The organism is Kitasatospora sp. NPDC101235 (assembly GCF_044767505.1).
In the GTDB taxonomy this organism is placed as follows: Bacteria; Actinomycetota; Actinomycetes; order Streptomycetales; family Streptomycetaceae; genus Kitasatospora.
The window spans coordinates 177,115-202,811 of record NZ_JBIWNZ010000015.1 but is presented as its reverse complement, the minus strand read 5'-3'; the positions used below and the strand labels follow the sequence as shown (position 1 = coordinate 202,811).

The following is a 25,697-nucleotide window of genomic DNA, read 5'->3' as shown; positions in this document are numbered from 1 at the left end:
CGGACGTGCACGCAAGTGGGGGAGCCGATGGTGACGGTCACGGAAACCGCGCACCCGGCAGCGGTGACCGGGGGGTTGCCGGCGCATCTCACCTGGCGTCCCGTCGGGACGTCCGGAGCGGGCGATCGGTGAATGGAACGGCCTACAGACGGAAGGCACCCCCAGTTGCGAGCTGATTCCGACCCGGCGGCGCCGTCCGCCGCCCTCGCCGGCCTGGTGGACCAGCGCCTGGTACGACAGTTGGCGGAGGCCGCCGCCGCGCAGGTCGGCTCCGGCGCGGTACGGCTGCTGGGCGACGGCGGGATCCTCCAGGCCTTCGCCAAGCAGCTGATCGAGGGCGCCCTGGAGCTCGAACTCCAGGAGCACCTGAGCGGTTCCGGTTCCAACGCCGGTCCCGGCTCCGGTTCCAGTTCCGGCACCGGTTCCGGCACCAACGGCCGTAACGGCGCCCGGGCCAGACGGCTGCTCACCGAGATCGGTCCGGTCGAGGTGCGGGTGCCCCGGGACCGCGAGGGCAGCTTCACCCCCAAGGCCGTCCTCCCCCGGGCCCGTCGGCTGCCCGGGCTCGACCGGCTGGTGATCTCGCTGACCGCGCGCGGCCTCAGCTCGGGCGAGCTGGTGGCGCACCTGGCCGAGGTGTACGGCGTGGAGCTCAGCCGGGAGACCGTCTCGGCCATCACCGACCAGGTGCTCGACGAGCTCGCCGAGCGGCGCGGGCGGCAGCTCGACCCGGTCTACCCGGTGGTCTTCGTCGACTCGGTGCGCAGCGGCCGTTCGGGCGGGCCGCTGGTGCACCTCGCGCTCGGGATCTCCGTCGAGGGCCGGCGCGAGGTGCTGGGCCTGTGGCCGGCCGCGGACGGGGAGCAGTGGCCGCAGGTGCTGGCCGGGCTCGCCGAGCGCGGGGTGCGGGAGGTCTGGGTTCTGGTCGGCGGCACCGGTGCGGTGCTGGCCGAGGCGGCGGCCGAGCAGTGGCCGCACACGGTGGTGCACGGTTCGGTGGCGCATCTGCTGCACGCGGCGCTGCGGCACGCGCCGGGCGAGGACTGGGGCGCGCTCTCCCGGGCGCTGCGCGAGACCTGTACGGCGCCCACCGAGGCCGCGGCGCTGGAGCGGCTGTCCCGGGCCGAGCGGGAGTGGGGGCCGAGCCACCGTGAGGTGTTCCGGGTGTGGCGGTCGGCCTGGCCGCTGCTGGCCCCCGGCTTCCGATTCGGCCCCGAGGCGCGGCGGCTGTTGACGGGCGGGGGCGCGCTGGAGCGGCTGCACGCCCGGCTGCGCCGGATCGAGCAGGCCGCGGGCCGGGTGCAGGACGAACGGGCCGCGCTCAAGCGCGCCTATCTGGCGACGCTCGCCCTGGAGTCGCCGGCCGGGGCGGACCGGTCATGGGTCGAGGACTGGCCCGCCGTCCGGGAGGAGCTGCGCCGGGGCTCGTTCCGGCGCACCGCAGTGCCCGTTTCCTCGCTGCGATGTCCCCCGCGCCTGAGGAGTTCCCACCACTGATCTGACAGCGCCAGGTGCGACTTGGATCATGTCTGTCTGCTTTTGACACGATCTGCCCAGGCTTCCGGTTCCCGCATTGCGTGTTCACGATCACAGCCAGAGCTTCCACGCGCGTTTGGGCCTTCGGCAGGATGCATTTCAGAGCGAAGAGGGCAGACCGCCCTCCTCAGGAAGAGGATTTCGCGATGCCAAGCCTTGCCGTTCGCGTCCACAAGACGCTCGGGATGCTCGCCGTTCTGCTGACCGCCCTGGTGGGCCTCCAACTCCATGCCCAGCCGCACTTGTCCACGGTTTCCGTCACCGCCCGCAACGCGCCCCTCGAAGACTCCGGTTGGGGTCCGTGAGCCGCGCCTCCGGTTGCTCCCCGCTCCTCCCCTCCTCGCACTGCTCTGAAAACAGAGAGGAACCGACAATGGCGAACCCCTTCGAGGATGCCGAGGCCAGCTACCTCGTCCTGGTGAACGACGAGGGCCAGCACTCGCTGTGGCCGGCCTTCAGCCCGGTGCCCGCCGGCTGGCAGCAGGTGTTCGGTGCCGCCGGGCGGCAGGACTGCCTCGACTACGTCGAGCAGAACTGGCAGGACCTGCGGCCGAAGAGCCTGATCGCCCACCTGGCCGAGAGCTGACCGCCGCCACCGCACCCCGGCCGTCGGACCGCTGACACCACCGCTTCCACGCCGGCGCCCGCACCGGGCGGCCCCCACCCGGGCCGCACCTCCTCGGCACCGGACCGCCCGCGGCACGGAACGCCCGCGGCACCGAACCGACGCAGCACAACAGCACAGCAGCACCGAACGCGGCAACGGGGATCCGCCGCTCGCCCGGCGCACCACCCGCCCGCCCGGCCGCCGCTCACCCGGCCGCCCCCGGTCGTCGGCACACCGCACCACGGAGTCCGCCGACACCGCCTCACCACCCCATCGCACCACCCCACCGCCGCGCGGCCGCACCGTCACGCCGTCGGCGCAGTCCCATGTCCGCCGTCTACGCGCGTGCATCGAACGGCACCGGCGCGCCACCACCCCCGGCACCGCCGCACCGCACCCACGCGCCGCACGGCCGTCACACGAAGCACACGGCGACACCACAGCACCGCAAGCGCCGCAGCACCGCAGCACCGCAAGACGACCGCAACATCGCTCCGCCGACCGCCGGGCCGACCGCCCCGAGGTCAACCCAGCAAGCCGCTCCCGCCACCGCGGGAGCCAGCCGCACGAGGGAGAGAGTCACATGTCCGGGGTCCAGCAGACGCACAGAGCCGAGCAGCGGCCGGAAGCAGCCGAGGTCCTGTGCCGACTGTTCGCGGAGGTGCTCGGCCGGGAGTCGGTCGACCCCGCGGCGGGCTTCTACGACCTGGGCGGCGACCAGGCGGCCGCCGAGCGGCTGCTGGCCCGCGTGCACGCCGAGTTCGGCGTCCGCCTGGAGCTGCCCGCCCTGTCCGACGCCCCCACCCCGGCAGCGCTGGCCGCCCGGCTGGCCGACGCGGTGCCGGCCCGTCCCGACGCCCGTCCGACCCTCACCGAGCTGGTCGACGCCCAGGTCGCCCGCACCCCGGACGCCCCCGCGCTGTACGCCGAGGGCACCACCCTCACGTACGCCGAGCTGGACGCCCGCGCCAACCGGCTGGCCCGGGTGCTGGCCGCCCGCGGCCTGGGCACCGAGGACGTCGTGGCGCTGGCCCTGCCGAAGTCCCCCGAGGCGATCACCGCGATCCTCGCCGTCGCCAAGACCGGCGCCGCCTGGCTGCCCGCCGACCCTGCCTACCCGGCCGAGCGCCTGCGCCACATGCTGACCGACTCCCGCGCCGCCCTGGTGCTCACCACCGCCGAGGCCGCCGGACACCTGCCCGGGACCGGCGCCCCCCGGCTGCTGCTCGACTCCGCCGAGCACCGGGCCGAGCTGGCCGCGCAGTCCGGGGACCGGTTCGCCGCCGCCGAGCGGGTCCGGCCGGTGAGCGCCCTGAACACCGCGTACGTCATCTACACCTCCGGCTCCACCGGCGTGCCCAAGGGGGTGGCCGTCACCCACACCGGGCTGCCCAGCATGGTCGGCACCCAGGTCGCCGCCACCGGGGTCGGCCCCGGCAGCCGGGTGCTCCAGGCCTCCTCGCTCAGCTTCGACGTCTCGGTCTCCGACCTGTCCGTGGCGCTCACCACCGGCGCCGCCCTGGTGCTGCCGCGCGAGCAGAGCCAGCTGGTCGGCGAGGCGCTGGCCGCCCTGATCGACCAGTACGGCGTCACCCACGCCGATGTCGCCACCGCGATGATCTCCACCCTGCCCGACCTGCCGATGCCCTCGCTGCGCACCCTGATCGGCGGCGGCGAGGCGGTCTCCCGCGAGCTGGCCGCCCGCTGCGGCCGCGGCCGGCTGATGCTCAACAGCTACGGGCCCACCGAGGCCACCGTCATCGTCAGCATGAGCGAGCCGCTCACCGGCGAGGAGCAGCCCCCGATCGGCCGCCCCTGCCAGGACGTGCGCATCCACGTGCTGGACGAGCGGCTGCGCCCGGTCGAGCCGGGCACCGTGGGCGAGCTGTACCTCGCCGGCCCGCACCTGGCCCGCGGCTACCTGAACCGCCCGGGCCTGACCGCCGAGCGCTTCGTGGCCGACCCGTACGGCGCCCCCGGCGAGCGGATGTACCGCACCGGCGACCTCGGCAGCTACCGCCCGGACGGCCAGCTGGACTTCCTCGGCCGGGCCGACGACCAGGTGAAGATCCGCGGCTTCCGGGTGGAGCTCGGCGAGATCGAGCAGACCCTCTCCGCCCACCCCGAGGTGCGCCAGGCCGTGGTGCTGGTCCGCGAGGACCGCCCGGGCGAGCGCCGCCTGGTCGGCTACACCGTCGGTGCCGCCGACCCGGCCGAGCTGCGGGCGTACTGCGCCGAGCGGCTGCCCGACCACATGGTGCCCACCGTCGTGGTGCTCGACCGGCTGCCGCTCACGCCCAACGGCAAGGTGGACAAGCGGGCCCTGCCGGCGCCGGTGTTCGGCGCCGGCGAGGAGGACGGCCGGGCCCCCGTCGGGGAGCTGGAGCACACCCTGGTCCGGCTGTTCGGCGAGGTGCTGGGCCTGCCCCGGGTGGGCGTCACGGACTCCTTCTTCGAGCTCGGCGGCGACTCCATCGTGGCCATCCAGCTGGTCTCCCGGGCCCGGCACGCGGGCCTCCAGCTCACTCCGCGCGAGGTGTTCCTCGCCCCGACCGTCGAGGCGCTGGCGCAGATCGCCCGTCCGCTGGAGGGGCCGGTCGTCGTCGAGCCCGCCGGGGCCGGTCTCGGCGAGGTGCCCCCGACGCCCATCGTGCACTGGCTGGCCGCGCAGCACGGCACGGTCGAGAGCTTCTACCAGTCCACCCTGCTCACCCTGCCCGCCGGCACGACGCAGGAGCACCTGACCACCGCCGTCCAGGCCCTGCTCGACCACCACGACCTGTTCCGCGCCCGCACCTCCCCGCTCGCCGAGCGCCCCTGGACGTTGCACGTGCCCGAGCCCGGCACCGTCCCCGCCGACGGCGTGCTGCGCCGGGTCGAGGGCCGGGCCACCGCGGAGGCGCTGCGTGCCGAGACCGAGGCCGCCCGCGAGCGCCTGTCGCCCGAGGACGGCCGGATGGTCCGGGCCGTGCGCTTCGACGCCGGGCCCGAACTGCCCTCGCAGCTGCTGCTGGTGATCCACCACCTGGTGGTGGACGGCGTCACCTGGCGCATCGTCGAGGAGGACCTGCTCGGCGCGCTCGCCGCGCTGCGCGAGGGCCGCGCCGTCGAACTCGCGCCGGTGCCGACCTCCTTCCGCCGCTGGGCCCAGCGGCTCACCGCCGAGGCGCAGACCGAGCGCCGGGCCGCCGAACTCCCGCTCTGGGAGGCCGCGTTGGCCACCCCGGACCCGCTGCTCGGCGACCGCCCGCTCGACCCGGCGCAGGACACCTACGCCACCGAGGGCCTGCTGCGACTGGTGCTGCCCGCAGAGACCACCCGGGCGCTGCTCACCAAGGTCACCGCCGCGTACCACGCCCAGGTCAACGACGTGCTGCTGACCGGGCTGGCGCTGGCCCTCGGCCACTGGCGCGGCCAGGAGACCACCGGGCCCGGCGGCGCCGTGCTGGTCACCGTGGAGGGCCACGGCCGCGAGGAGATCGTCGACGGCGTCGACCTGCACCGCACCGCCGGCTGGTTCACCTCCGTCTACCCCGTCCGGCTCGCCCCCGGGGCGCTGCCCTGGTCCGAGGTCACCGCGGCCGGCGCCGAACTCGGCCGGGCCCTCGGCCGGGTGAAGGAGCAACTGCGCGCCGTCCCGGACAACGGCATCGGCTTCGGTCTGCTGCGCCACCTCAACCCGGACACCGCCGCCGTCCTCGACGGCTACGCCGACCCGCAGATCGAGTTCAACTACCTGGGCCGCTTCGCGCCCGAGGGCGTCACCGCCGAGGACGTGCTCGCCGGGACGGAGGCGATGACCGAGGGCGCCGCGACCGGCCTCGCGCTCGGCCGGGTGCTCGGCCTGGACGCCACCACCGTGGACACCCCGCAGGGCCCGCTGCTGGTCGCCCAGTGGTCCTACGCCACCGGGCTGCTCTCCGAGGAGCGGGTGCGCGCCCTCGCCGAGGCCTGGTTCGCCGCGCTGGGCGCGCTCGCCGAGCACGCCGAGCGGCCGGACGCGGGCGGGCACACCCCCTCCGACTTCCCGCTGGTCGGTGTCACCCAGGACGAGCTGGACGAGCTCGCCGCCCACCACGCCCCCGCCCGTCTGGTGGACGTCTGGCCCACCTCGCCGCTCCAGCAGGGCATGGCCTTCCACTCGGCGTACGACGCCGACGGCGCCGACGTCTACACCTCGGTCGTGACCTTCGACGTCGCCGGCCCGCTGGACGCCGACCGGCTGCGCGCCGCCGCCGAGGCGCTGCTGACCCGCCAGCCGAACCTCAGGGCCGCGTTCCACCAGCGGCACGACGGCCCGCCCGTGCAGGTCGTCCCGGACGGCGTCGACCTGCCCTTCACCGTCGTCGACCTGACCTCCCACGCCGACCCGCGGGCCCAGGCCGCAAGGATCGCCGCCGCCGAGTACGGCCGCCGCTTCGACCTCGACCGCCCCCCGCTGCTGCGCTACACCCTGCTCCGGCTCGCCCCCGAGCGCCACCAGCTGATCGCCTCCGCGCACCACATCCTGCTGGACGGCTGGTCCACCCCGCTGTTCGCCGAGGAACTGTGGGGCCTGTACTTCGAGCAGCCGATGGCCCCGGCGGCCCCGTACCGCGAGTACCTGCGTTGGATCACCCGGCGCGACGGCGCGGCCGCCCGGGCCGCCTGGGCCCAGGCGCTGGCCGGCGCCGACGAGCCCACCCTGCTCGCCCCCGGCCGCTCCGCCGCCACCCCGCAGCTGCCACTGCGCCTGCACACCGGGCTCACCCCGCAGACCACCGAGGCGCTGTCCCGCACCGCCCGCCGCTACGGCGTCACCCTCAACACCCTGGTCCAGGCGGCCTGGGGCGTGCTGCTGGCCCGGCTCACCGGACGCGAGGACGTGCTGTTCGGCACCACCGTCTCCGGCCGGCCGCACGACCTGCCGGGCGTGGAGCGGATGATGGGCCTGCTCATCAACACCGTGCCGGTGCGGGTGCGCCTGGACCAGACGGAGAGCTGGGGCCAGCTGCTGCTGCGCCTGCAGCACGAGCAGTCCGCGCTGCTGGACCACCAGCACCTCAGCCTCACCGAGATCCAGCAACTCGCCAAAATGGGCAGCCTGTTCGACACCGTCACGGTGTACGGCAACTACCCGGACCCGTCCGCCCTGGACGACGCCGACCCGAGCGGCGCCACCCACGTCACCCTGGTCGAGGACGTCGACAGCGCCCACTACCCGCTGGTGCTGGCCCTCACCCCCGGCGACGGCCTCCAGCTGCGACTGGACCACCAGCCGGACGCCTTCACCGCCGACGAGGCCCGCGCCCTGCTGGACCGCTTCCTGGCCCTGCTCGACCGGATCGTCGCCGACCCGGCCGAACTCGTCGGCACCGTCGAGGTGTTGACCGCGGCCGAGCGCGCCGAGCTGACCACCGAGTGGAGCGGCACCAGCACCCCGCTGCCGGAGGGCTCGCTGCCCGAGCTGTTCGAGGCGCGGGTCGCCGCGACCCCGGACGCGGTCGCGCTCACCGCCGACGACGCCGAGCTGACCTACGCCCAGCTCAACGCCCGGGCCAACGGCCTGGCGCTGCGGCTGGTCGAGGCCGGGGTCGTCCGGGAGACGCCGGTCGCGCTGATGATCGACCGCTCGGCCGCCCAGGTGGTGGCGATCCTGGCCGTGCTCAAGGCCGGCGGCCTCTACGTGCCGCTGGACGACGCCCAGCCGACGGACCGGCTGCGGACCGTCCTCGCGGACGCCGGGGCCGAGCTGGTGCTGGCCGACGCCGAGCACCGCGAGCACCCCGCGCTGGACGGACTGACGGTGCTCGCCCCGCAGGCCGAGGAGCACCCCGAGAACCTCGGACTGCCGCAGCGCGCCGACCAGTTGGTGTACGTGATGCACACCTCCGGCTCGACCGGCGTGCCCAAGGGCATCGCCATCACCCACCGCGGGGTGGTGGACCTCGCGCTCGGCGGCCAGTTCACCGGCGGCGGCCACGAGCGGCTGCCCGTGCACGCGCCCTCCGCCTTCGACGCCTCCACCTACGAGATCTGGACCCCGCTGCTCTCCGGCGGCCAGCTGGTGATCGCCCCGGCCGGCCGGCTCGGCATCGCCGAGCTGGCGGCGGTGATCGGCCACGAGCGGACCACCTCCGCCTGGATCAGCGTCGGCCTCTTCAACGTGCTGGCCGCCGAGGCCCCGGAGACCTTCACCGGGCTGCACGAGGTGTGGACGGGCGGGGACATCGCCTCGCCGGTCGCCATGCGGCGGGTGCTGGACAGCTGCCCCGGACTGCGGCTGATCAACGTCTACGGGCCGACCGAGACGACCACCTTCGCGACGCACTTCCCGATGACCTCGGCCGCCGAGGTGCCGAACATCGTGCCGATCGGCCGCCCGCTGCCCAACAACCGGCTGTACGTGCTGGACTCCGGGCTGCGCCCGGTGCCGGCCGGCGTGCCCGGCGAGCTGTACATCGGCGGCTCCGGCCTGGCCCGCGGCTACGTCCGCCGTCCCGGCCTGACCTCCGAGCGCTTCGTGGCCTGCCCGTTCGGCGAGCCCGGCGGCCGGATGTACCGCACCGGCGACGTGGTGCGCTGGACCCCCACCGGCGAACTGGAGTTCGTCGGCCGAGCGGACGACCAGGTCAAGCTGCGCGGCTTCCGGATCGAACTCGGCGAGGTGGAGGCGGCGTTCACCGCCCACCCGGCGGTCGGCCAGGTCTGCGTGGCGGTCCGCCAGGACCAGCCGGGCGACAAGCGCCTGGTCGCGTACGTCACCGGCGAGGTGCGGGCCGACGAGCTGCGCGGCTTCGTCACCGACCGGCTGCCCGGCTACATGCTGCCGGCCGCCATCGTCGTCCTCGACGAGCTGCCGGTGAACCCCAACGGCAAGGTGGACCGCAAGGCCCTGCCCGCGCCCGACTACAACGGCGCCGACGGCGGGCGCGAGCCGCGCAACGCCACCGAGCAGGCCCTGTGCGAGCTGTTCGCCGAGGTCCTCGGGCTCACCCGGATCAGCATCGACGACAACTTCTTCGACCGCGGCGGGCACTCGCTGCTGGCCACCAAGCTGGTCAGCCGCATCCGCGCCGGCCTCGGCGCCGAGCTGCCGATCCGCACGCTCTTCGACAACCCGACGGTGGCCCTGCTCGCCGCCGCACTGCCCGACTCCGCGGCGGCCCGCCCGGCCCTGCGGCCGGCCGAGCGGCCGGAGCGCGTGCCGCTCTCCTCCGCCCAGCAGCGCCTGTGGTTCATCGAGCAGTTCGAGGGCCCGAGCGCGCTCTACAACACCCCCGTCGCGGTCCGGCTCACCGGCGCCGTCGACGTCCCCGCCCTGGAGCAGGCGCTCCGGGACGTGGTGCGGCGGCACGAGGTGCTGCGCACCGTCTTCCCGACCACCGACGGACAGCCGCACCAGGTGGTCGCCGAGGCCGACGAGTCGGCCCTGCGCCAGGTGCGGGTGGCCGACGAGGCGCAGCTGCGGACCGCGCTGGTCGCGGCCGGCGAGGAGGTCTTCGACCTCGCCCACGACCTGCCGGTACGCGCCACCCTGCTGTCGCTGCCGCACGACGAGCACGTCCTGCTGGTCCTGATGCACCACATCGCCAGCGACGGCTGGTCGGTCGCCCCGCTCTTCCGCGACCTCGCCGAGGCGTACGAGGCCCGCCGCACCGGCACCGCGCCCACCCGGGCGCCACTGCCGGTGCAGTACGCCGACTACACCCTCTGGCAGCGCGAACTGCTCGGCACCGACGAGCAGCCCAGCGCCCTGCTGACCGACCAAATCGCCTACTGGCAGCAGGCCCTGGCCGACGCCCCGGAGGAGCTGGCGCTGCCCTACGACCGTCCGCGCCCGGCCGTACCGGGGCACCGGGGCGGCCTGGTGGAGGTCGCCGTCGATGCCGAACTGCACGGCAGGCTCGGCGAGTTGGCGGCCGCGCAGAACGCCAGCCTGTTCATGGCACTGCAGGCCGCGGTCGCCACCCTCTACACCCGCCTCGGCGCCGGCACCGACCTGCCGCTCGGCACCCCCGTCGCCGGCCGCACCGACGAGGCCCTGGACGACCTGGTCGGCTTCTTCGTCAACACCCTGCTGCTGCGCACCGACACCTCCGGCGACCCCACCTTCCGGGAGCTGCTGGACCGGGTCCGACGCACCGACCTGGACGCCTACGACCACCAGGACATCCCCTTCGAGCGCCTGGTCGAACACCTCAACCCGACCCGCACCCCCGCCCGCCACCCGCTCTTCCAGACCCTGGTGGCGCTGGAGAGCCGGGTCACGGTGCCGGCCTCGTTCGGCGACCTGGGCTGCGCGGAGCACCCCTTCGAGCTGGACGTGGCCAAGTTCGACCTGTCCTTCCGCTTCACCGAGCAGGGCCCGCAGGCGGGCCTGACGGTGGCGGTCGAGTACGCGGTCGACCTCTTCGACCACGCCACCGTGGCCGCCCTCGGCGAGCGCCTGCTGCGGGTGCTGCGTGCCGCCGTGGCCACCCCGGACGCGCCGATCGGCGGCATCGAGATCCTCGACCCGGCCGAGCGCGAGCAGCTGCTCACCGGCTGGAACGACACCGCCGCGCCCGTCCCGGACGCGACCCTGCCGGAGCTGTTCGAGGCGCAAGCCGCCGCCACCCCCGACGCGCCGGCCGTGGTCTCCGAGGACGGCACCCTCAGCTACGCCGAACTGGACTCCCGGGCCGAGCACCTGGCGGCCCACCTGGCCGGCGCCGGGGTCGGCCCCGAGACGCCGGTGGTCCTGCTGATGGACCGCTGCGCCGACCTGCTGGTGGCGATCATCGCGGTCGCCAAGGCGGGCGGCAGCTACGTCCCGCTGGACGACCGGCACCCGGCCGAGCGGCTGCGCCGGATCACCGCCCAGACGGCCGCGGCGCTCGTCCTGGTCGACCCGGCGCACCGCGACCACCCGCTGGCCACCGACGCCCCCTGCCCCGTCCTGCCGCTCACCGAGGGCTGGTTCGACGGGCCGCGCGAGCGGCGCGCCCACCGGGCCGCGCCCCACCCGGAACAGCTCGCGTACGTGATGTTCACCTCCGGCTCCACCGGGGAGCCCAAGGGCATCGCGATCAGCCACCGGGACGTGGTGCAGCTCGCCACCGACCCGTGCTGGCGGCACGACGAGGGCCTGCGGGTGCTGTTCCACGCACCGCACGCCTTCGACGCCTCGACCTACGAGATCTGGGTGCCGCTGCTCTCCGGCGGCCAGGTGGTCGTCGCGCCCCAGGGCGACCTGGACGCGGCCGCCATCCGCGAGCTGGTCCGGGTCCACGCACTCACCCACGTGCACGTCACCGCCGGCCTGTTCCGGGTCATCGCGGAGGAGGACCCGGGCATCTTCGCCGGCGTGCGCGAGGTGCTGACCGGCGGTGACGTGGTCTCCGCCCCGGCCGTGCGCCGGGTGCTGGAGGCCGTCCCGGGCATCGCGGTGCGGGCCCTGTACGGGCCGACCGAGACCACCCTGTGCGCCACCCAGTACCCGATGCCCGACGCCACGGCGGTGCCGAGCACGGTGCCGATCGGGCGCCCGCTGGCCAACACCCGGCTGTACGTGCTGGACGCCGGACTGCAGCCGGTGCCGGCCGGCGTGGCGGGCGAGCTGTACATCGCCGGGGCCGGCCTGGCCCGCGGCTACATCGGCCGCCCGGCGCTCAGCGCCGAGCGCTTCGTCGCCTGTCCCTTCGACGGACGGGGCAGCCGTATGTACCGCACCGGCGACCTCGCCCGCTGGACGGCATGGGGGTCCCCCCGGCCGGAGGCTGGGGGAGGCGTCCTGGAGTTCCTCGGCCGGGCCGACGACCAGGTGAAGATCCGCGGCTTCCGGATCGAACTCGGCGAGGTGGAAGCCGCGTTCACCGCCCACGAGAGCGTCGGCCAGGCGCTCGCGGTGGTCCGCGAGGACCAGCCGGGCGACAAGCGCCTGGTGGTGTACGCCACCGGCAAGGCCACCGACGGCGAACTGCGCGCCTTCGTCGCGGACCGCCTCGCCGGCTACATGCTCCCGGCCGCCGTGGTCGTCCTGGACAGCCTGCCGGTCACGGCCAACGGCAAGGTCGACCGCCGGGCCCTGCCCGCGCCCGAGTACGCCGGGGCGGCCGAGGGCCGCGCCCCGCGCACCGAGCGCGAGCGGGAACTCTGCGCCCTGTTCGCCGAGGTGCTGGGCGTGCCGGCGGTCAGCATCGACGACCGGTTCTTCGACCTCGGCGGCCACTCCCTGCTCGCCACCCGGCTGGTCAGCCGCATCCGCGCCACCCTCGGCGCGGAGCTGCCGATCCGCACGCTGTTCGACGCACCCACGGTCGCCGCCCTCGCCGCCGTCCTGCCCGGGGGCGAAGAGGCGCCCGCCCCGAAGAAGGCCCGCCCGGCCCTGCGGCCGATGCGCCGCCCCGGCGCCCAAGCCTGACCGCGACGGGACGCGGGCCCGCCCACCGGTCCCACCGGTGGCGCGGCCCGCCCCCGCCGCACGACCGCCGCCCCCCTACCTGTCACAGCAGCCACCAGCCACAGCAGCCGTACGTCGCCAGTCGGAGGCAGACCTTGATCCCGTTGTCGTTCGCCCAGCAGCGACTCTGGTTCATCGAACAGTTCGAGGGCCCGAGCGCCCTCTACAACACTCCGTTCGCCCTCCGGCTGACCGGCGCGCTCGACGCCGCCGCCCTCGAAGGCGCGCTCGGGGACGTGGTGGACCGGCACGAGGTGCTGCGCACCGTCTTCCCCACCACCGACGGCCAGCCCTACCAGCGCATCCTCACCGAGGGGCGCCCGCCGCTGCACCGGGTGCCGGTGGCCGACGAGGCCGAGCTGCACGCACTGATGCGCGAGGCCGCCGGGCAGGTCTTCGACCTGAGTGCCGACCTGCCCGTCCGGGCCTGGCTGTACGCCATGCCCGCGAAGGACGAGCACGTCCTGCTGCTGCTCACCCACCACATCGCCAGCGACGGCTGGTCGGTCGCCCCGCTCTTCCGCGACCTCGCCGAGGCGTACCGCGCCCGGCTGGCCGGCACCGACCCGCAGTGGGAGCCGCTGCCGGTGCAGTACGCCGACTACACCCTCTGGCAGCGCGAACTGCTCGGCGAGGAGGACGACCCGGAGAGCGTCGTCTTCCTGCAACTCGCCCACTGGCAGCAGGAGCTGTCCGGAATGCCGGAAGAGCTGGCGCTCCCCTACGACCGTGCGCGCCCGGCCCTGCCGAGCCGCCGCGGCGGCGCCGCCGACTTCGAGATCGACGCCGAACTGCACTCCGCACTCACCGAGTTGGCCTCCAGCCGGCACGCCAGCCTGTTCATGGCGCTGCAGGCCGCGGTCGCCACCCTCTACACCCGCCTCGGCGCCGGCACCGACCTGCCCCTCGGCACCCCCGTCGCCGGCCGCACCGACGAGGCCCTCGACGACCTGGTCGGCTTCTTCGTCAACACCCTGCTGCTGCGCACCGACACCAGCGGCGACCCCACCTTCCGGGAGCTGCTCGACCGGGTCCGACGCGCCGACCTGGACGCCTACGACCACCAGGACATCCCCTTCGAGCGCCTGGTCGAACACCTCAACCCGACCCGCACCCCCGCCCGCCACCCGCTCTTCCAGACCGTCGTCACCCTGAACGCGGAGCGGGACGGCGACCTCGCCTTCGGCGCCGCGGTGGGCATCCCGGTCGAGGTCGGCGAGGCCCAGGCCCAGTTCGACCTCAACTTCAACTTCGTCGAGCGGCTCGCGGCCGACGGCACCTGCCTGGGCGTCCGCGCCGCCGTCGACTACGCGGCCGACCTCTTCGACCACGCCACCGCCGTCTCCCTCGCCGAGCGGCTGCTGCGCGTCCTGCGCGCCGCCGTGGCCACCCCGGACGCGCCGATCGGCGGCATCGAGATCCTCGACCCGGCCGAGCGCGAGCAACTGCTCACCGGCTGGAACGGACCGGCCGCGCCGGTCGCCGAGCAGAGCCTGCCCCGGCTGTTCGAGGCCCAGGCCGCCGCCACCCCCGAGGCCCTCGCCCTGGTCTCCGGCACCGAGCGGCTCGACTACGCCGAACTGAACGACCGTGCCAACCGGCTCGCCGCCCTGCTGCTGGAGCGTGGCCTGACCACCGAACAGCCGGTCGCGGTGCTGATGGAGCGCTCCGCCGGGCTGCTCACCGCCGTCCTCGCGATCGCCAAGGCGGGCGGCACCTACGTCCCGCTCGACGACCGCTACCCGCTGGACCGGCTCCAGCACATCCTCGCCGACACCCGCACCGGCCTGCTGCTCGTCGACCCGGCCCACCAGGGCCACCCGGTGCTCGCCACCGAGGGCTTCGCCACCGTCGAGGTCACCGGGGCGCTGCTCGCCGAGGCCCCCGCGGCGGGCAACCCGGCCGTACCGGTCCTGCCCGGCCAGCTGGTCTACGTGATGTACACCTCGGGCTCGACCGGGGTGCCCAAGGGCGTCGCCGTCACCCACCGCAACGTGGTGGACCTGCTGGGAAATCCGCACTTCCGGGCCGGCCACCACGAGCGCGTGCTGCTGCACTCGCCCACCGCCTTCGACGCCTCCACCACCGAGATCTGGGCGCCGCTGGTCACCGGCGGGGCGATCGTGCTCGCCGAGCCCGGCGAGCTGGACATCCGCCGCCTCGCCGAGACCATCACCACCCACCGGGTGACCCTCGTCCAGGCCCCGTCCGGCCTGTTGCGGCTGATGGCCGACGAGGACCCGGCCGCCTTCCGGCACGTCCGGCAGGTGTGGACCGGCGGCGACGTCGTCCCGCCGGAGTCCGTCCGCCGCCTCCACCGGGCCTGCCCGGACACCTCCGTGGTCGCGGTGTACGCGCCCACCGAGACCACCGCCATCAAGACCACCTTCACCATGAGCCCGGGCGATCCCGTCCCGGCCGTGGTGCCGATCGGCCGCCCGCTGGCCAACACCCGGCCGTACGTGCTGGACACCGCGCTGCGCCCGGTGCCGGCCGGCGTGGCCGGCGAGCTGTACATCGCCGGCGCCGGCCTGGCCCGCGGCTACGTCGGCCGCCCCGGCCTGACCTCCGAGCGCTTCGTGGCCTGCCCGTTCGGCGAGCCCGGCAGCCGGATGTACCGCACCGGCGACCTGGTCCGCTGGACCGCCGACGGCGTGCTGGAGTTCCTCGGCCGGGCCGACGACCAGGTGAAGATCCGCGGCTTCCGGATCGAACTCGGCGAGGTGGAGGCCGCGTTCACCGCCCTGCCCGCCGTCGGCCAGGCCTTCGCGGTGGTCCGCGAGGACCAGCCCGGCGACAAGCGCCTGGTGGTGTACGCCACCGGCCGGGGCACTGCCGCCGAGCTGCGCGCCGCCGTCGCCGACACCCTGCCCGGCTACATGCTCCCGGCCGCCGTGGTCGTCCTCGACGCCCTCCCGGTGACCGCCAACGGCAAGGTCGACCGCCGCGCCCTGCCCGCCCCCGACTACACCGGGGCGGCCGAGGGCCGCGCCCCGCGCACCGACACCGAGCGCACGCTCTGCGAACTCTTCACCGACGTCCTCGGGCTGGACCGGATCGGGATCGACGACAGCTTCTTCGACCTGGGCGGCCACTCGCTGCTCGCCACCAAGCTGGTCAGCCGCATCCGCACCGCGCTCGGCACCGAACTGCCCGTCCGGGCGCTGTTCGACGCCCCCAGCGTGGCCGCACTGGCCGCCGCCCTGCCCGCCCCGGGCGCCGCCCGTCCGGCCCTGCGGCCGGTCGAGCGGCCCGAGCGCGTCCCGCTCTCCCCCGCGCAGCAACGCCTCTGGTTCATCGACCAGTTCGAGGGGCCGAGCGCGCTCTACAACACCCCGTGCGCGGTCCGGCTGACCGGCCGGGTCGACGCCGGCGCCCTCCAGGCGGCCCTGGCGGACGTGCTCGACCGCCACGAGGTGCTGCGCACCGTCTACCCGACCACCGACGGACAGCCGCACCAGCTGCTCCTGGAGAACCCCGAACTCCCGCTGCGCACCGTGCCGGTGGCCACCGAGGAGCAGCTCCGGGCGGCCCTGGCCGAGGCCGGGTCGGAGGTCTTCGACCTCGCCCGCGACCTGCCGGTGCGCGCCACCCTGTTCTCGCTGCCGCACGACGAGCACGTCCTGCTGGTGCTGATGCACCACATCGCCACCGACGGCTGGTCCGTGGTCCCGCTGCTGCGCGACCTCGCCGAGGCCTACGAGGCCCGCCGCACCGGCTCCGCCCCCGACTGGCGGCCGCTGCCGGTGCAGTACACCGACTACACCCTCTGGCAGCACGAACTGCTCGGCACCGACGAGCGGCCCAGCGCCCTGCTGACCGACCAACTCGCCTACTGGCAGCGCACCCTGGCCGGCCTCCCGGAGGAGCTGACGCTCCCCTTCGACCGCCACCGCACCGCCGCCCCGAGCCGCCGGGGCGCCGCGGTGGAGCTCCGGATGGACGCCGCACTCCACGCCTCCCTGGTCGAGTCGGCGCAGCAGAGCCGGGCCAGCGTGTTCATGGTGATGCAGGCCGCACTGGCCACCATGCTGGGCCGGATCGGCGCGGGCACCGACCTGCCGATCGGCACCGTGGTGGCCGGGCGCACCGACGAGGCGCTGGAGGACCTGGTCGGCTTCTTCGTCAACACCCTGGTGCTGCGCACCGACACCTCCGGCGACCCCACCTTCCGGGAGCTGGTGGAGCGCGTCCGGGTCGCCACCCTGGACGCCTTCGAGCACCAGGACGTGCCCTTCGAGCGGCTGGTCGAGCTGCTCAACCCGGTGCGCTCGACCGCCCGCCACCCGCTCTGCCAGGTGATGCTGACCTCCGGCGGCGACGCCGGGGAGATCAGCCTCGGCGGCCTGCCCGGCCGGGTCGAACAACTGGACTCCGACCTCGCCAAGTTCGACCTGACCTTCGCCTTCAGCGAGAGCTTCGACGCGGCCGGAGCGCCCGCCGGCCTGGGCCTGACGGTGGAGTACGCCGTCGACCTGTTCGACCGGGCCACCGCCGAGGCGACGGCCGCCCGCTTCGAGCGCGCCCTGCGCGCGGTGCTGGCCGACCCGGACCAGCGGGTGGGCCGGGTCGAGGTGCTGGCGCCCCAGGAGCGGGAGCAGCTGCTCACCGGCTGGAACGACACCCGGGAGAACCTCCCGCTCGGCACCTTCCCGGCGCTCTTCGAGGCGCAGGCCGCCGCCCGCCCGGACGCCGTCGCGCTCTCCTTCGACGCCGTGCAGGTCACCTACCGCGAGCTGAACGAGCGCGCCAACCGCTTCGCCCGACTGCTGACCGAACACGGCGCGGGCCCCGAGCGGTTCGTCGCGATCGCCCTGGAGCGCTCGATCGAGCTGATCGTCGCCCAGCTCGCCGTGCTCAAGGCCGGCGCGGTCTTCCAGCCGCTGGACCCGCGCTACCCGGCCGACCGGATCGCCTACATGCTGGACGACGCCAAGCCCGCGCTGGTCCTCACCAGCAGGGCGCTGGCCGACGGCCTGCTCGCCGACAGCGCCGTCCCGCGGCTGCTGATCGAGGACCTGGACGCCTCCGGCCACCCGGCGCACGACCTCACCGACACCGCGATCACCCCGCACTCGGCCGCGTACGTCATCCACACCTCGGGCTCCACCGGCCGCCCCAAGGGCGTGGTGGTGACCCACACCGGCCTCGCCGCCATGGTGGAGGGCCAGCGCCGGGGCCTGGCCGTCACCCCGGACAGCCGGGTGCTGCTGTTCGCCTCGCCGTCCTTCGACGCGGCCGTCTGGGAGCTGGGCATGGCGCTGCTCACCGGCGCCCGGGCCGTCCTCGGCGACGCCGACCGGCTGCTGCCCGGGCCCGCGCTGACCGAGCTGATCGCTGAACAGGGCGTCACCCACCTGACCCTGCCGCCGACCGCGCTGGCCGTCCTCGCTCCGGACGCGCTGCCGCCGGGCGCCACCCTGGTGGTGGCCGGCGAGGCCTGCCCGCCCGACCTGGTCGAGCACTGGTCGGCCCGGCTGCGGATGGTCAACGCCTACGGCCCGACCGAGTCCACCGTCTGCGCCAGCATGAGCAGTCCGCTCAGCGGCCGGATCGCCCCGCCGATGGGCCGGCCCGTCCCGGACACCCGGCTGTACGTCCTGGACGCCGCGCTCCAGCCCGTCCCGGCCGGGGTCGAGGGCGAGCTGTACATCGCGGGCGCCGGCCTGGCCCGCGGCTACCTCAACCGGCCGGGCCAGAGCGCCGAGCGCTTCGTCGCCGACCCGTACGGCGCCCCCGGCAGCCGGATGTACCGCTCGGGCGACCTGGTCCGCCGCCAGGCCGACGGCACCCTGGAGTACCTCGGCCGCACCGACCACCAGGTCAAGGTCCGCGGCTTCCGGATCGAGCCCGGCGAGATCGAGGCCGTGCTCGCCCGGCACCCGTCCCTGGCCCAGGCGTTCGTGCTGGTCCGGGAGGACCGCCCGGGCGACCGCCGGCTGGTCGGCTACGCCGTCGCCCACCCGGGCCAGGCGGTCGACCAGGCCGCGCTGCGGGCCCACGTCGGCGCGTCCCTGCCGGACTACATGGTGCCCTCGGCGATCGTCGCCCTGGACGCCCTGCCGCTGACCGCCAACGGCAAGGTCGACCGCACGGCCCTGCCGGCCCCCGACACCACCTGGCTCGGCTCCGGACGGGCGCCCGCGACGCCCCGGGAGGAGCTGCTCTGCGGTCTGTTCGCCGACCTGCTCGGGCTGGAGAAGGTCGGTGTGGACGACAACTTCTTCGAGCTGGGCGGGCACTCGCTGCTGGCCGGCCGGCTGGTCGCGGACCTGCGCGAACTGGTCGGCGAGGGCGAGCAGATCGGCGTCCGCGCGGTGTTCGAGGCGCCGACCGTCGCCCGGCTGGCCGAGCGGCTCGACCAGGGCCCGGCCGCCGAGAACTTCCCCGTCCTGCTGCCGATCCGCACCCGCGGCTCGCGCCCGCCGCTGTTCTGCGTCCACCCGGCCGCCGGCATCAGCTGGGTCTACACCGGCCTGCTGCGCCACCTCGACGCCGAACAGCCGATCTACGGCCTCCAGGCCCCCGGCCTGGCCGACCCGACCGCGCACCCGGCCTCCGTCGCGGAGCTGGCCCGGACCTACCTGGCGCGGATCCGCGCCGTCCGCCCCGAGGGCCCGTACGCCCTGCTCGGCTGGTCCTTCGGCGGGGCCGTCGCCCACGCGATCGCCGCGCTGCTGCGCGAACAGGGCGAGGAGGTCCGGCTGCTGGCCCTGCTGGACGCCTACCCGGGCACCGGCGAGCCGGGCCCCGAGCAGTGGCGGGACGACCCGGCGCAGCTCGCCGTGATCCTCGACTCGCTCGGCCACCCGGCCGGGGAGGTCACCGCCTGGCCCGCGGACGAGGACGGCTACGCCGCACTCGTCCGGGACGGCGAGGGCCCGCTCGCCGGCCTCAGCGGCGCCGGGGTGGCCCGGGTGGTCTCGGTCTTCCAGGCCAACGCCGAGCTGTCCCACACGCTCCCGCTGCCCGGCTACGACGGCGACGCGGTGTTCTTCACCGCCGCCAAGGACCGGCCGGCCGACGCCCCCGACCCGGAGAGCTGGCGCCCGCACCTGGGCGGTCGGCTCGACGTCCACGAGGTGCCGAGCACCCACGGCGCGATGACGAGCTCCGAAGCACTCGCCGTCATCGGCCCGGTGCTCGCCGCCCACCTGACTGCCTGACCCGTCCGACCCACCGACTCGACACCCCTACCGACCGCAGGCGACCGACCTGCGCACACCACGCGGACCACACCCGGTCCGCCCACGGAGAAACGGACACCACCATGACCACTGCGGCCATCCCCGACACCTGGCGTGGCATCACCCCGTCGCCGATCACCTCGACCGACGCCTACAACGGCTTCATCGCCGCCAACGTGATCTTCGCGCTGGACCGGATCGGCCTGCTGGAGACGATCGGGCGCGGCGAGCCGCTCTCGGCCGCCGAGGCCACCGTCCGGGCCGGCGACACCGCCCGCACCGAGGCCGTGCTGCGCGCCGCCGCCGACTACGGCTACCTCAAGGCCGACGGCGACGCCTACCTGCCCACCGAGGCCGGCCTGGAGATCGCCGCCGCGCGCGGCTACTTCACCTGGGCCGTCGGCGGCTACCACGACGTGTTCGGCCGCGCCGGCCACCTGAGCGCCGGCACCCACCGCTACAACGAGGACGTCTTCCGCGACGAGGCGATGGTCGCCCTCGGCTCCGCCCAGTGCGACCAGTCGCTGTTCGCCGCGCAGCTGACCGACGTTCTCAACGGCATCGACTTCCGCACCATCGCCGACCTGGGCTCCGGCACCTCCGCCCGGGTGCGCCGCGTGGTCTCGCAGCGCGAGGGCAGCCGGGGCCTGGGCATCGACATCAGCCGTCCGGCCACCGACATCGCCCGCCGCGACATCGCCGAGGCCGGCATGCAGGACCGGGTCACCGCCGTCCGCGCGGACGTGCTGGGCCTGCTCGGCACCCAGATCGACAACGACGCCGAGGCCGCCGAGGTGGCCGAGGTCGACACCGTGATGAGCTTCTTCCTGCTGCACGACCTGCTGGCCGACCCGACCACCCGCTCCTCGATCTTCACCCGGATGCGGGAGGCCTTCCCGAAGGCCCGTACCTTCGTCCTCGGCGACACCATGCTGCGCGACCCGGGCACCTCCGACGGCGCCCAGCCGGTCTTCTCGGTCGGCTTCGAGCTGGCGCACGCGATGATGGGCGTCCCGCTGCACACCAAGGCGACCTACGAGCAGCTCTTCACCGACGCCGGCCTGCGGATCGACCGCGTCGAGGCGCTGGCCACCCCGCACTCCTGGCTCTACGTCCTCCAGGCCGACTGATGGCCGCCCCGTCGACCGCCAGACACCTGCTGGCGCAGAACGAGCACCCGTACCCTCCGCTGCCGTCGGTGCTGGCCGCGCTGGCCGAGGCCAGTGCCGACCTGCACCGCTACCCGGACTTCCGTCCGGAGCGGATCGCCGGGATCGTCGCCGCCTGGCAGGGCGTCCCGGCCGGCCAGGTCGTGGTCGGCCACGGCTCGGCGGGCGTGGCACTGGACCTCTTCCACGCGGTGGTCGAGCCCGGCGACAACGTGGTGCACTCGGAGCCCTGCTTCGACGCGTACCCGCTGTTCTGCGAGATCGCCCGGGCCGAGGCCCGGCCGGTCCCGCTCGGCCCCGACGCCCGGCACGACCTGGCCGCGATGGCCGAGCGGATGGACGGGCGCACCCGGATCGTCGTGCTGTGCAACCCGCACAACCCGACCGGCACGGTCTACTCCTGGGCCGAGCTGACGGAGTTCTTCCGCCGGGTGCCGTCCACCGCGCTGATCCTACTCGACGAGGCGTACGTCGACTTCGCCCCGGACTGGCAGGCCCCGGACGTACCGGCCCGGATCGCCGAGTGGCCGAACCTGGTGGTGCTGCGCACCCTGTCCAAGTCGCACGGCATCGCCGCGCTGCGGATCGGCTACGCGCTGGCACAGGAGTCGGTGGCCCAGCGGGTGCGGGACCACCAGGTGCCGTACGCGGTGAACCGGCTCCAGGAGGCGGGCCTGCTCGCCGCCGTCGCCGCCGGGGACGAGATGGCGCGGCGGATCGCCGAGATCACCGCGGAGCGGGAACGCACCCAGGCCGAACTGCTGCGGCTCGGCTGGACGGTGGCGCCCAGCGTCACCAACTTCCTGTGGGTCGACGCCCCCGGCGACCAGCTCCCGCTGCGCGCGGAGCTGGAGCGCCTGGGCGTGGCCGTCCGCTACTACCCCGGCCGGGGCATCCGGGTCGCCATCGGCGAGAAGGACGCCAACGACGCGCTGATCGAGGGCTTCGCCGCCGTCGCACCGCTCGCCCCGGCCCACCCCGTCGCCCCCTGACCGCCCCGCGCCCTGAGCACCCCGCGTGCGTCAGGGCGCACTCCGGGCGCCCTGCACCACCGCACGCCCCTGCACACCCCGCACGCCCCTGCACACCCCGAAGCGCCGTCGGCGCAGCGAAGGAACCGCCATGCACCCGCTGTTGGCCCGCCCGGAGTTCCGGCGCTACCTCGCCGGGCAGACCCTGTCCGTCCTCGGTGACAGCGCCCTCTCCATCGCCCTCGGCATCTGGGCCAAGGTGCTGACCGGCAGCAACTCCGCCGCCGGTCTGGTGCTGTTCTGCTTCTCCGCGCCACTGCTGCTGCTGCCGCTCGGCGGCCTGCTCGCCGACCGGGTCCGCCGCAAGCCGCTGCTGGTCGGGGTCAACCTGGCGGTGGCGGTGTCGCTGCTGCCGCTGCTGCTGGTCGACGGCCGGGACACGGTCTGGATCATCTACTGCACCGCCACGGTCTGCGGCCTGGCCGGGGCCGTCCTGGCCCCCGCGCAGAGCGCGCTGCTGCGCAGCATCCTGACGGAGCGTCAGGACTTCGGCGCGGCGGCCGGGCTGACCCAGAGCGCCCGGGCCGGCACCACCCTGGTGGCGCCGCTGCTCGGCTCGGGCCTCTACGGCTGGTTCGGCGGGCACGTGGTGGCCGTGGCCGACCTCGGCGTGCTGCTGCTGGCCGCGCTGAGCTTCCTCACCCTGCGGGTGGAGGAGGTCAAGCCGGAGCCCTCGGGCCTGCGTTGGCGCACCGAGGTGCTGGCGGGCTTCGTCCACCTGCGCGGCTCGGTCGGGCTCCGGCCGCTGGTCGCGGCCACCGCCGCCGCCGGCTTCGTGCTGAGCCTGCTCCAGCCGGTGCTGTTCGCGCTGACCCAGCACGGGCTGCACCGCTCGCCGCAGTTCCTCGGCGTGCTGGAGACCACCGAGGCCGTCGGCGCGCTCGGCGGCTCGGTCGTCGGCGGTCTGCTGATCGGCCGGCTCGGGCCGCGCCGGACGGTCATGGCGGGGTCGGCGGTGTTCGGCCTCGGAACGATCCTGCTGCTCACCCCGTCGCTGTACGTGGTCTCGGCCGGCCTGGTGATCGCGGGCGCGGGCATCCCGGCCGCCATGGTCGGGCTCGCCACCGCCGCCCAGGCGTCCACCCCGCCGCAGCTGATGGGGCGCGCCCAGGCTGCCGTCAACCTCTCGCTCACCGCGCCGCAGGCACTGGCCGTCGGCGTCGGCTCCGGCCTGGTGGCCGCCCTGGACTTCCGGGTGGTGCTGGGCGTGATGGCGGTCGGCGCGCTGCTCGCGGCCGCCCACCTGATCGGCAAGCCGGAGGCCCCGACGGAGCCCCCGGAGACCGAGCCCGGAAACGAGAACGAGGGCGAGGGCGAGGGCGAGGACGACGGCCCGGCCGAGCCGGAGGACGCCAAGGATCTCCAGTCCACCTGACCGGCACCAATCCGCCCGCACCACCCCGAACGTCCGCACCACCCCGCACGTCCGCTCACCTGATCACCCCGCAGCACCTCCCGTCCTCCTCACGAGAGAGCTCTCCCGATGACCGACCGTTCCTCTCCCGCCGTCACCCCGATCCCCGTCGAGCTGGACCACGTCGAGTTCTACGTGGCCGACCTGGGCGCCGAGACCGCCAAGCTGACCACGGAGTACGGCTTCGAACTGCTCGTCCCGCCGACCGAGCGCGGCGAGACCGCCGAGCGCTGCCTCTCCGCGCTGGTCGGCCAGGCCGACATCCGGCTGCTGATCACCCAGCCGCTGGCCGCCGGACACCCGGCCACCGGCTACCTGGAGCGCCACGGCGACGGCGTGGGCGCCCTCGGCCTGCGGGTACCGGACGCCACCGACGCGTACCGCACGCTGACCGCCCGCGGCGCCGCCGCCCTGCGCGAGCCGCAGGCCGCGGACGGCTGCGTCACCGCCGTCGTCGACGCCTTCGGCGACGTGGTGCACACCCTGATCGAGCGCGGCCCCGAGGCCCCGGCCGGCCGCATCCCCGGCCTGCCGGACCCGGCCCCGCTGACCGGCGAGGGCGAGGTCGGCCTGCGCTCCGTCGACCACTTCGCGGTCCTGGTCCCGTTCGGCGAACTGCGCAAGACCGAGCACCGCTACCACGAGGCCTTCGGCTTCCGGACGATCTTCGAGGAGCGGGTCGAGGTCGGCGCGCTCGGCATGGACTCGGCCGTCGTGCAGAGCGCCGACCGCAGCGTCACGCTCACCCTGATCGAGCCGCTCACCGCGGACGCGGGCGGCCAGATCGCCTCCTTCCTGGCCGGCCACGACGGCGCCGGGGTGCAGCACGTCGCCTTCGCCGCCGAGGACGCGGTGCACTCCGTCTCCACCATGGCCGAGCGCGGCGTGCCGTTCCTGCGCACCCCGCAGACCTACTACGACGCGCTGCCCGCCCGCCTGACGCCGCTGCGGCACTCCTTCGAGCAGCTGCGCGAGCTGAACCTGCTGGTCGACCAGGACCACGACGGCCAGCTGTTCCAGATCTTCACCCGCTCCCAGCACCCGCGGAACACCTACTTCTTCGAGGTGATCGAGCGCATCCGGGCCCGCAACTTCGGCAGCAACAACATCCGCGCCCTCTACGAGGCCGTGGAGCTCCAGCGCAACGCCAGCGAAGTGGCCGGATGAGCGCGCCCGTCCGCAGCGAACCCCGCACCGACCCGGCCGACGGGCGCCCGGCGCTCTGCGTCGCGGAGTACGCCGACCGGGCCCGGGCCGTGCTCGCGCCCGAGGTCTGGGAGTGGCTGGAGGGCGGCGCGGAGCGCGAGCTGACCCTCGCCGCCAACCGGACCGCCTTCGACCGGGTGGCCCTGGTGCCGCGGGTGCTGGCCGACGTCAGCACCCGGGACACCGCCGCCACCCTGGTGCGCAGCCGGGCGGCCCTGCCGGTGGCGGTGGCACCCGTCGCCTACCACCGGCTGTTCCACCCCGAGGGCGAGCTGGCCTCGGCCCGCGCCTCGGCCGCCGCGGGCGTGCCGTTCACCGTCGGCACGCTCAGCAGCGTCGGCTTCGAGGAGCTGGCGAAGACCGGCGCCACGCTCTGGTTCCAGCTGTACTGGCTGCGCGACCGCGGCCGGCTGCTCGACCTGGTCAGGGCGGCCGAGGAGGCCGGCAGCGAGGCCCTGGTGGTCACCGCCGACGTGCCGTACATGGGCCGCCGGCTGCGCGACGCCAGGAACGCCTTCGCGCTGCCCGAGGACGTCCGCGCGGCACTGCTGGAGGGCGGCGGCGCCGGGCGGGCGCACGAGTCCACCACCGCCGTCTCGGCGGTGGCCGCGCACACCGCCGAGCTGCTCTCCCCCGGCGTCACCTGGGCCGACCTCGAATGGCTGCGCGGGCAGACCGAGCTGCCGCTGGTGGTCAAGGGCGTGCTCGACCCGGCCGACGCGCAGCGGGCCGCCGCGATCGGCGCCGCGGCCGTGGTGGTCTCCAACCACGGCGGCCGCCAGCTCGACCGGGCCGTGCCCGCGGTGACGGTCCTGCCCGCCGTCGCCGAGGCGCTGGCCGGCCGGGACTGCCAGGTGCTGATGGACAGCGGGGTGCGCGGCGGCTCGGACGTGCTCACCGCGCTGGCCCTCGGCGCCTCCGGGGTACTGCTCGGACGTCCGCTGATCTGGGGCCTGGCGGCCGGCGGCGAGGCGGGCTGCACCGAGGTCCTCGACCTGCTCGCCACCGAACTGCGGCACGCGCTCGGCCTCGCGGGCTGCGCCGACCTGCGGGCCGCCGCCGAGCTGCGCACCACCACCCTGCCCTGCCCCACCTGGAGCACCCCGTGACCACCATCGCCGCAC

Annotated in this window: 9 protein-coding genes and 1 pseudogene; all 10 read left to right on the top strand. The window is 75.0% G+C overall.

What is annotated here, in order from left to right; genetic code table 11:
- The first annotated feature begins 165 nt into the window (after positions 1 to 165).
- The 10 genes and pseudogenes from ACIRRH_RS24835 (at position 166) to ACIRRH_RS24790 (ending at position 25,682) form a co-directional block, all read left to right on the top strand.
- The gene (locus ACIRRH_RS24835) at positions 166 to 1,497 is read left to right on the top strand and encodes an IS256 family transposase (RefSeq protein WP_403071286.1); all 1,332 of its coding nucleotides are present in this window, start codon (positions 166 to 168) and stop codon (positions 1,495 to 1,497) included.
- A 185-nt stretch (positions 1,498 to 1,682) separates the two neighbouring features.
- Complete coding sequence (locus ACIRRH_RS24830; protein WP_403071283.1) at positions 1,683 to 1,841, top strand: hypothetical protein; 159 nt, start codon at positions 1,683 to 1,685, stop codon at positions 1,839 to 1,841.
- 68 nt (positions 1,842 to 1,909) lie between these two features.
- Positions 1,910 to 2,122, top strand: coding sequence for an MbtH family protein (locus tag ACIRRH_RS24825; RefSeq protein ID WP_224276228.1), 213 nt, complete (start codon positions 1,910 to 1,912; stop codon positions 2,120 to 2,122).
- A 604-nt stretch (positions 2,123 to 2,726) separates the two neighbouring features.
- Positions 2,727 to 12,527, top strand: a complete 9,801-nt coding sequence (locus tag ACIRRH_RS24820) for an amino acid adenylation domain-containing protein (protein ID WP_403071280.1) — start codon at positions 2,727 to 2,729, stop codon at positions 12,525 to 12,527.
- Between the two features lie 137 nt (positions 12,528 to 12,664).
- Positions 12,665 to 19,732 (top strand): annotated as a pseudogene (locus tag ACIRRH_RS24815) (amino acid adenylation domain-containing protein); the annotation flags it as partial.
- Positions 19,733 to 19,836: 104 nt separating this feature from the next.
- Entirely contained in the window at positions 19,837 to 20,883 is a 1,047-nt protein-coding gene (locus ACIRRH_RS24810; RefSeq protein WP_403071277.1) for an SAM-dependent methyltransferase, read from the top strand.
- Complete coding sequence (locus tag ACIRRH_RS24805) at positions 20,883 to 21,914, top strand: pyridoxal phosphate-dependent aminotransferase (RefSeq protein ID WP_403071274.1); 1,032 nt, start codon at positions 20,883 to 20,885, stop codon at positions 21,912 to 21,914. The genes ACIRRH_RS24810 and ACIRRH_RS24805 overlap by 1 nt, the downstream gene beginning before the upstream one ends.
- Positions 21,915 to 22,044: 130 nt before the next feature.
- The gene (locus ACIRRH_RS24800; RefSeq protein WP_403071271.1) at positions 22,045 to 23,328 is read left to right on the top strand and encodes an MFS transporter; all 1,284 of its coding nucleotides are present in this window, start codon (positions 22,045 to 22,047) and stop codon (positions 23,326 to 23,328) included.
- A gap of 108 nt (positions 23,329 to 23,436) precedes the next feature.
- A complete protein-coding gene (hppD, locus tag ACIRRH_RS24795) occupies positions 23,437 to 24,534 on the top strand; it encodes a 4-hydroxyphenylpyruvate dioxygenase (RefSeq protein ID WP_403071269.1) in 1,098 nt (365 codons plus the stop codon).
- Positions 24,531 to 25,682: an alpha-hydroxy acid oxidase gene (locus ACIRRH_RS24790; protein WP_403071266.1), complete on the top strand. Its 1,152-nt coding sequence runs from the start codon at positions 24,531 to 24,533 to the stop codon at positions 25,680 to 25,682. The genes hppD and ACIRRH_RS24790 overlap by 4 nt, the downstream gene beginning before the upstream one ends.
- Positions 25,683 to 25,697: the final 15 nt, after the last annotated feature.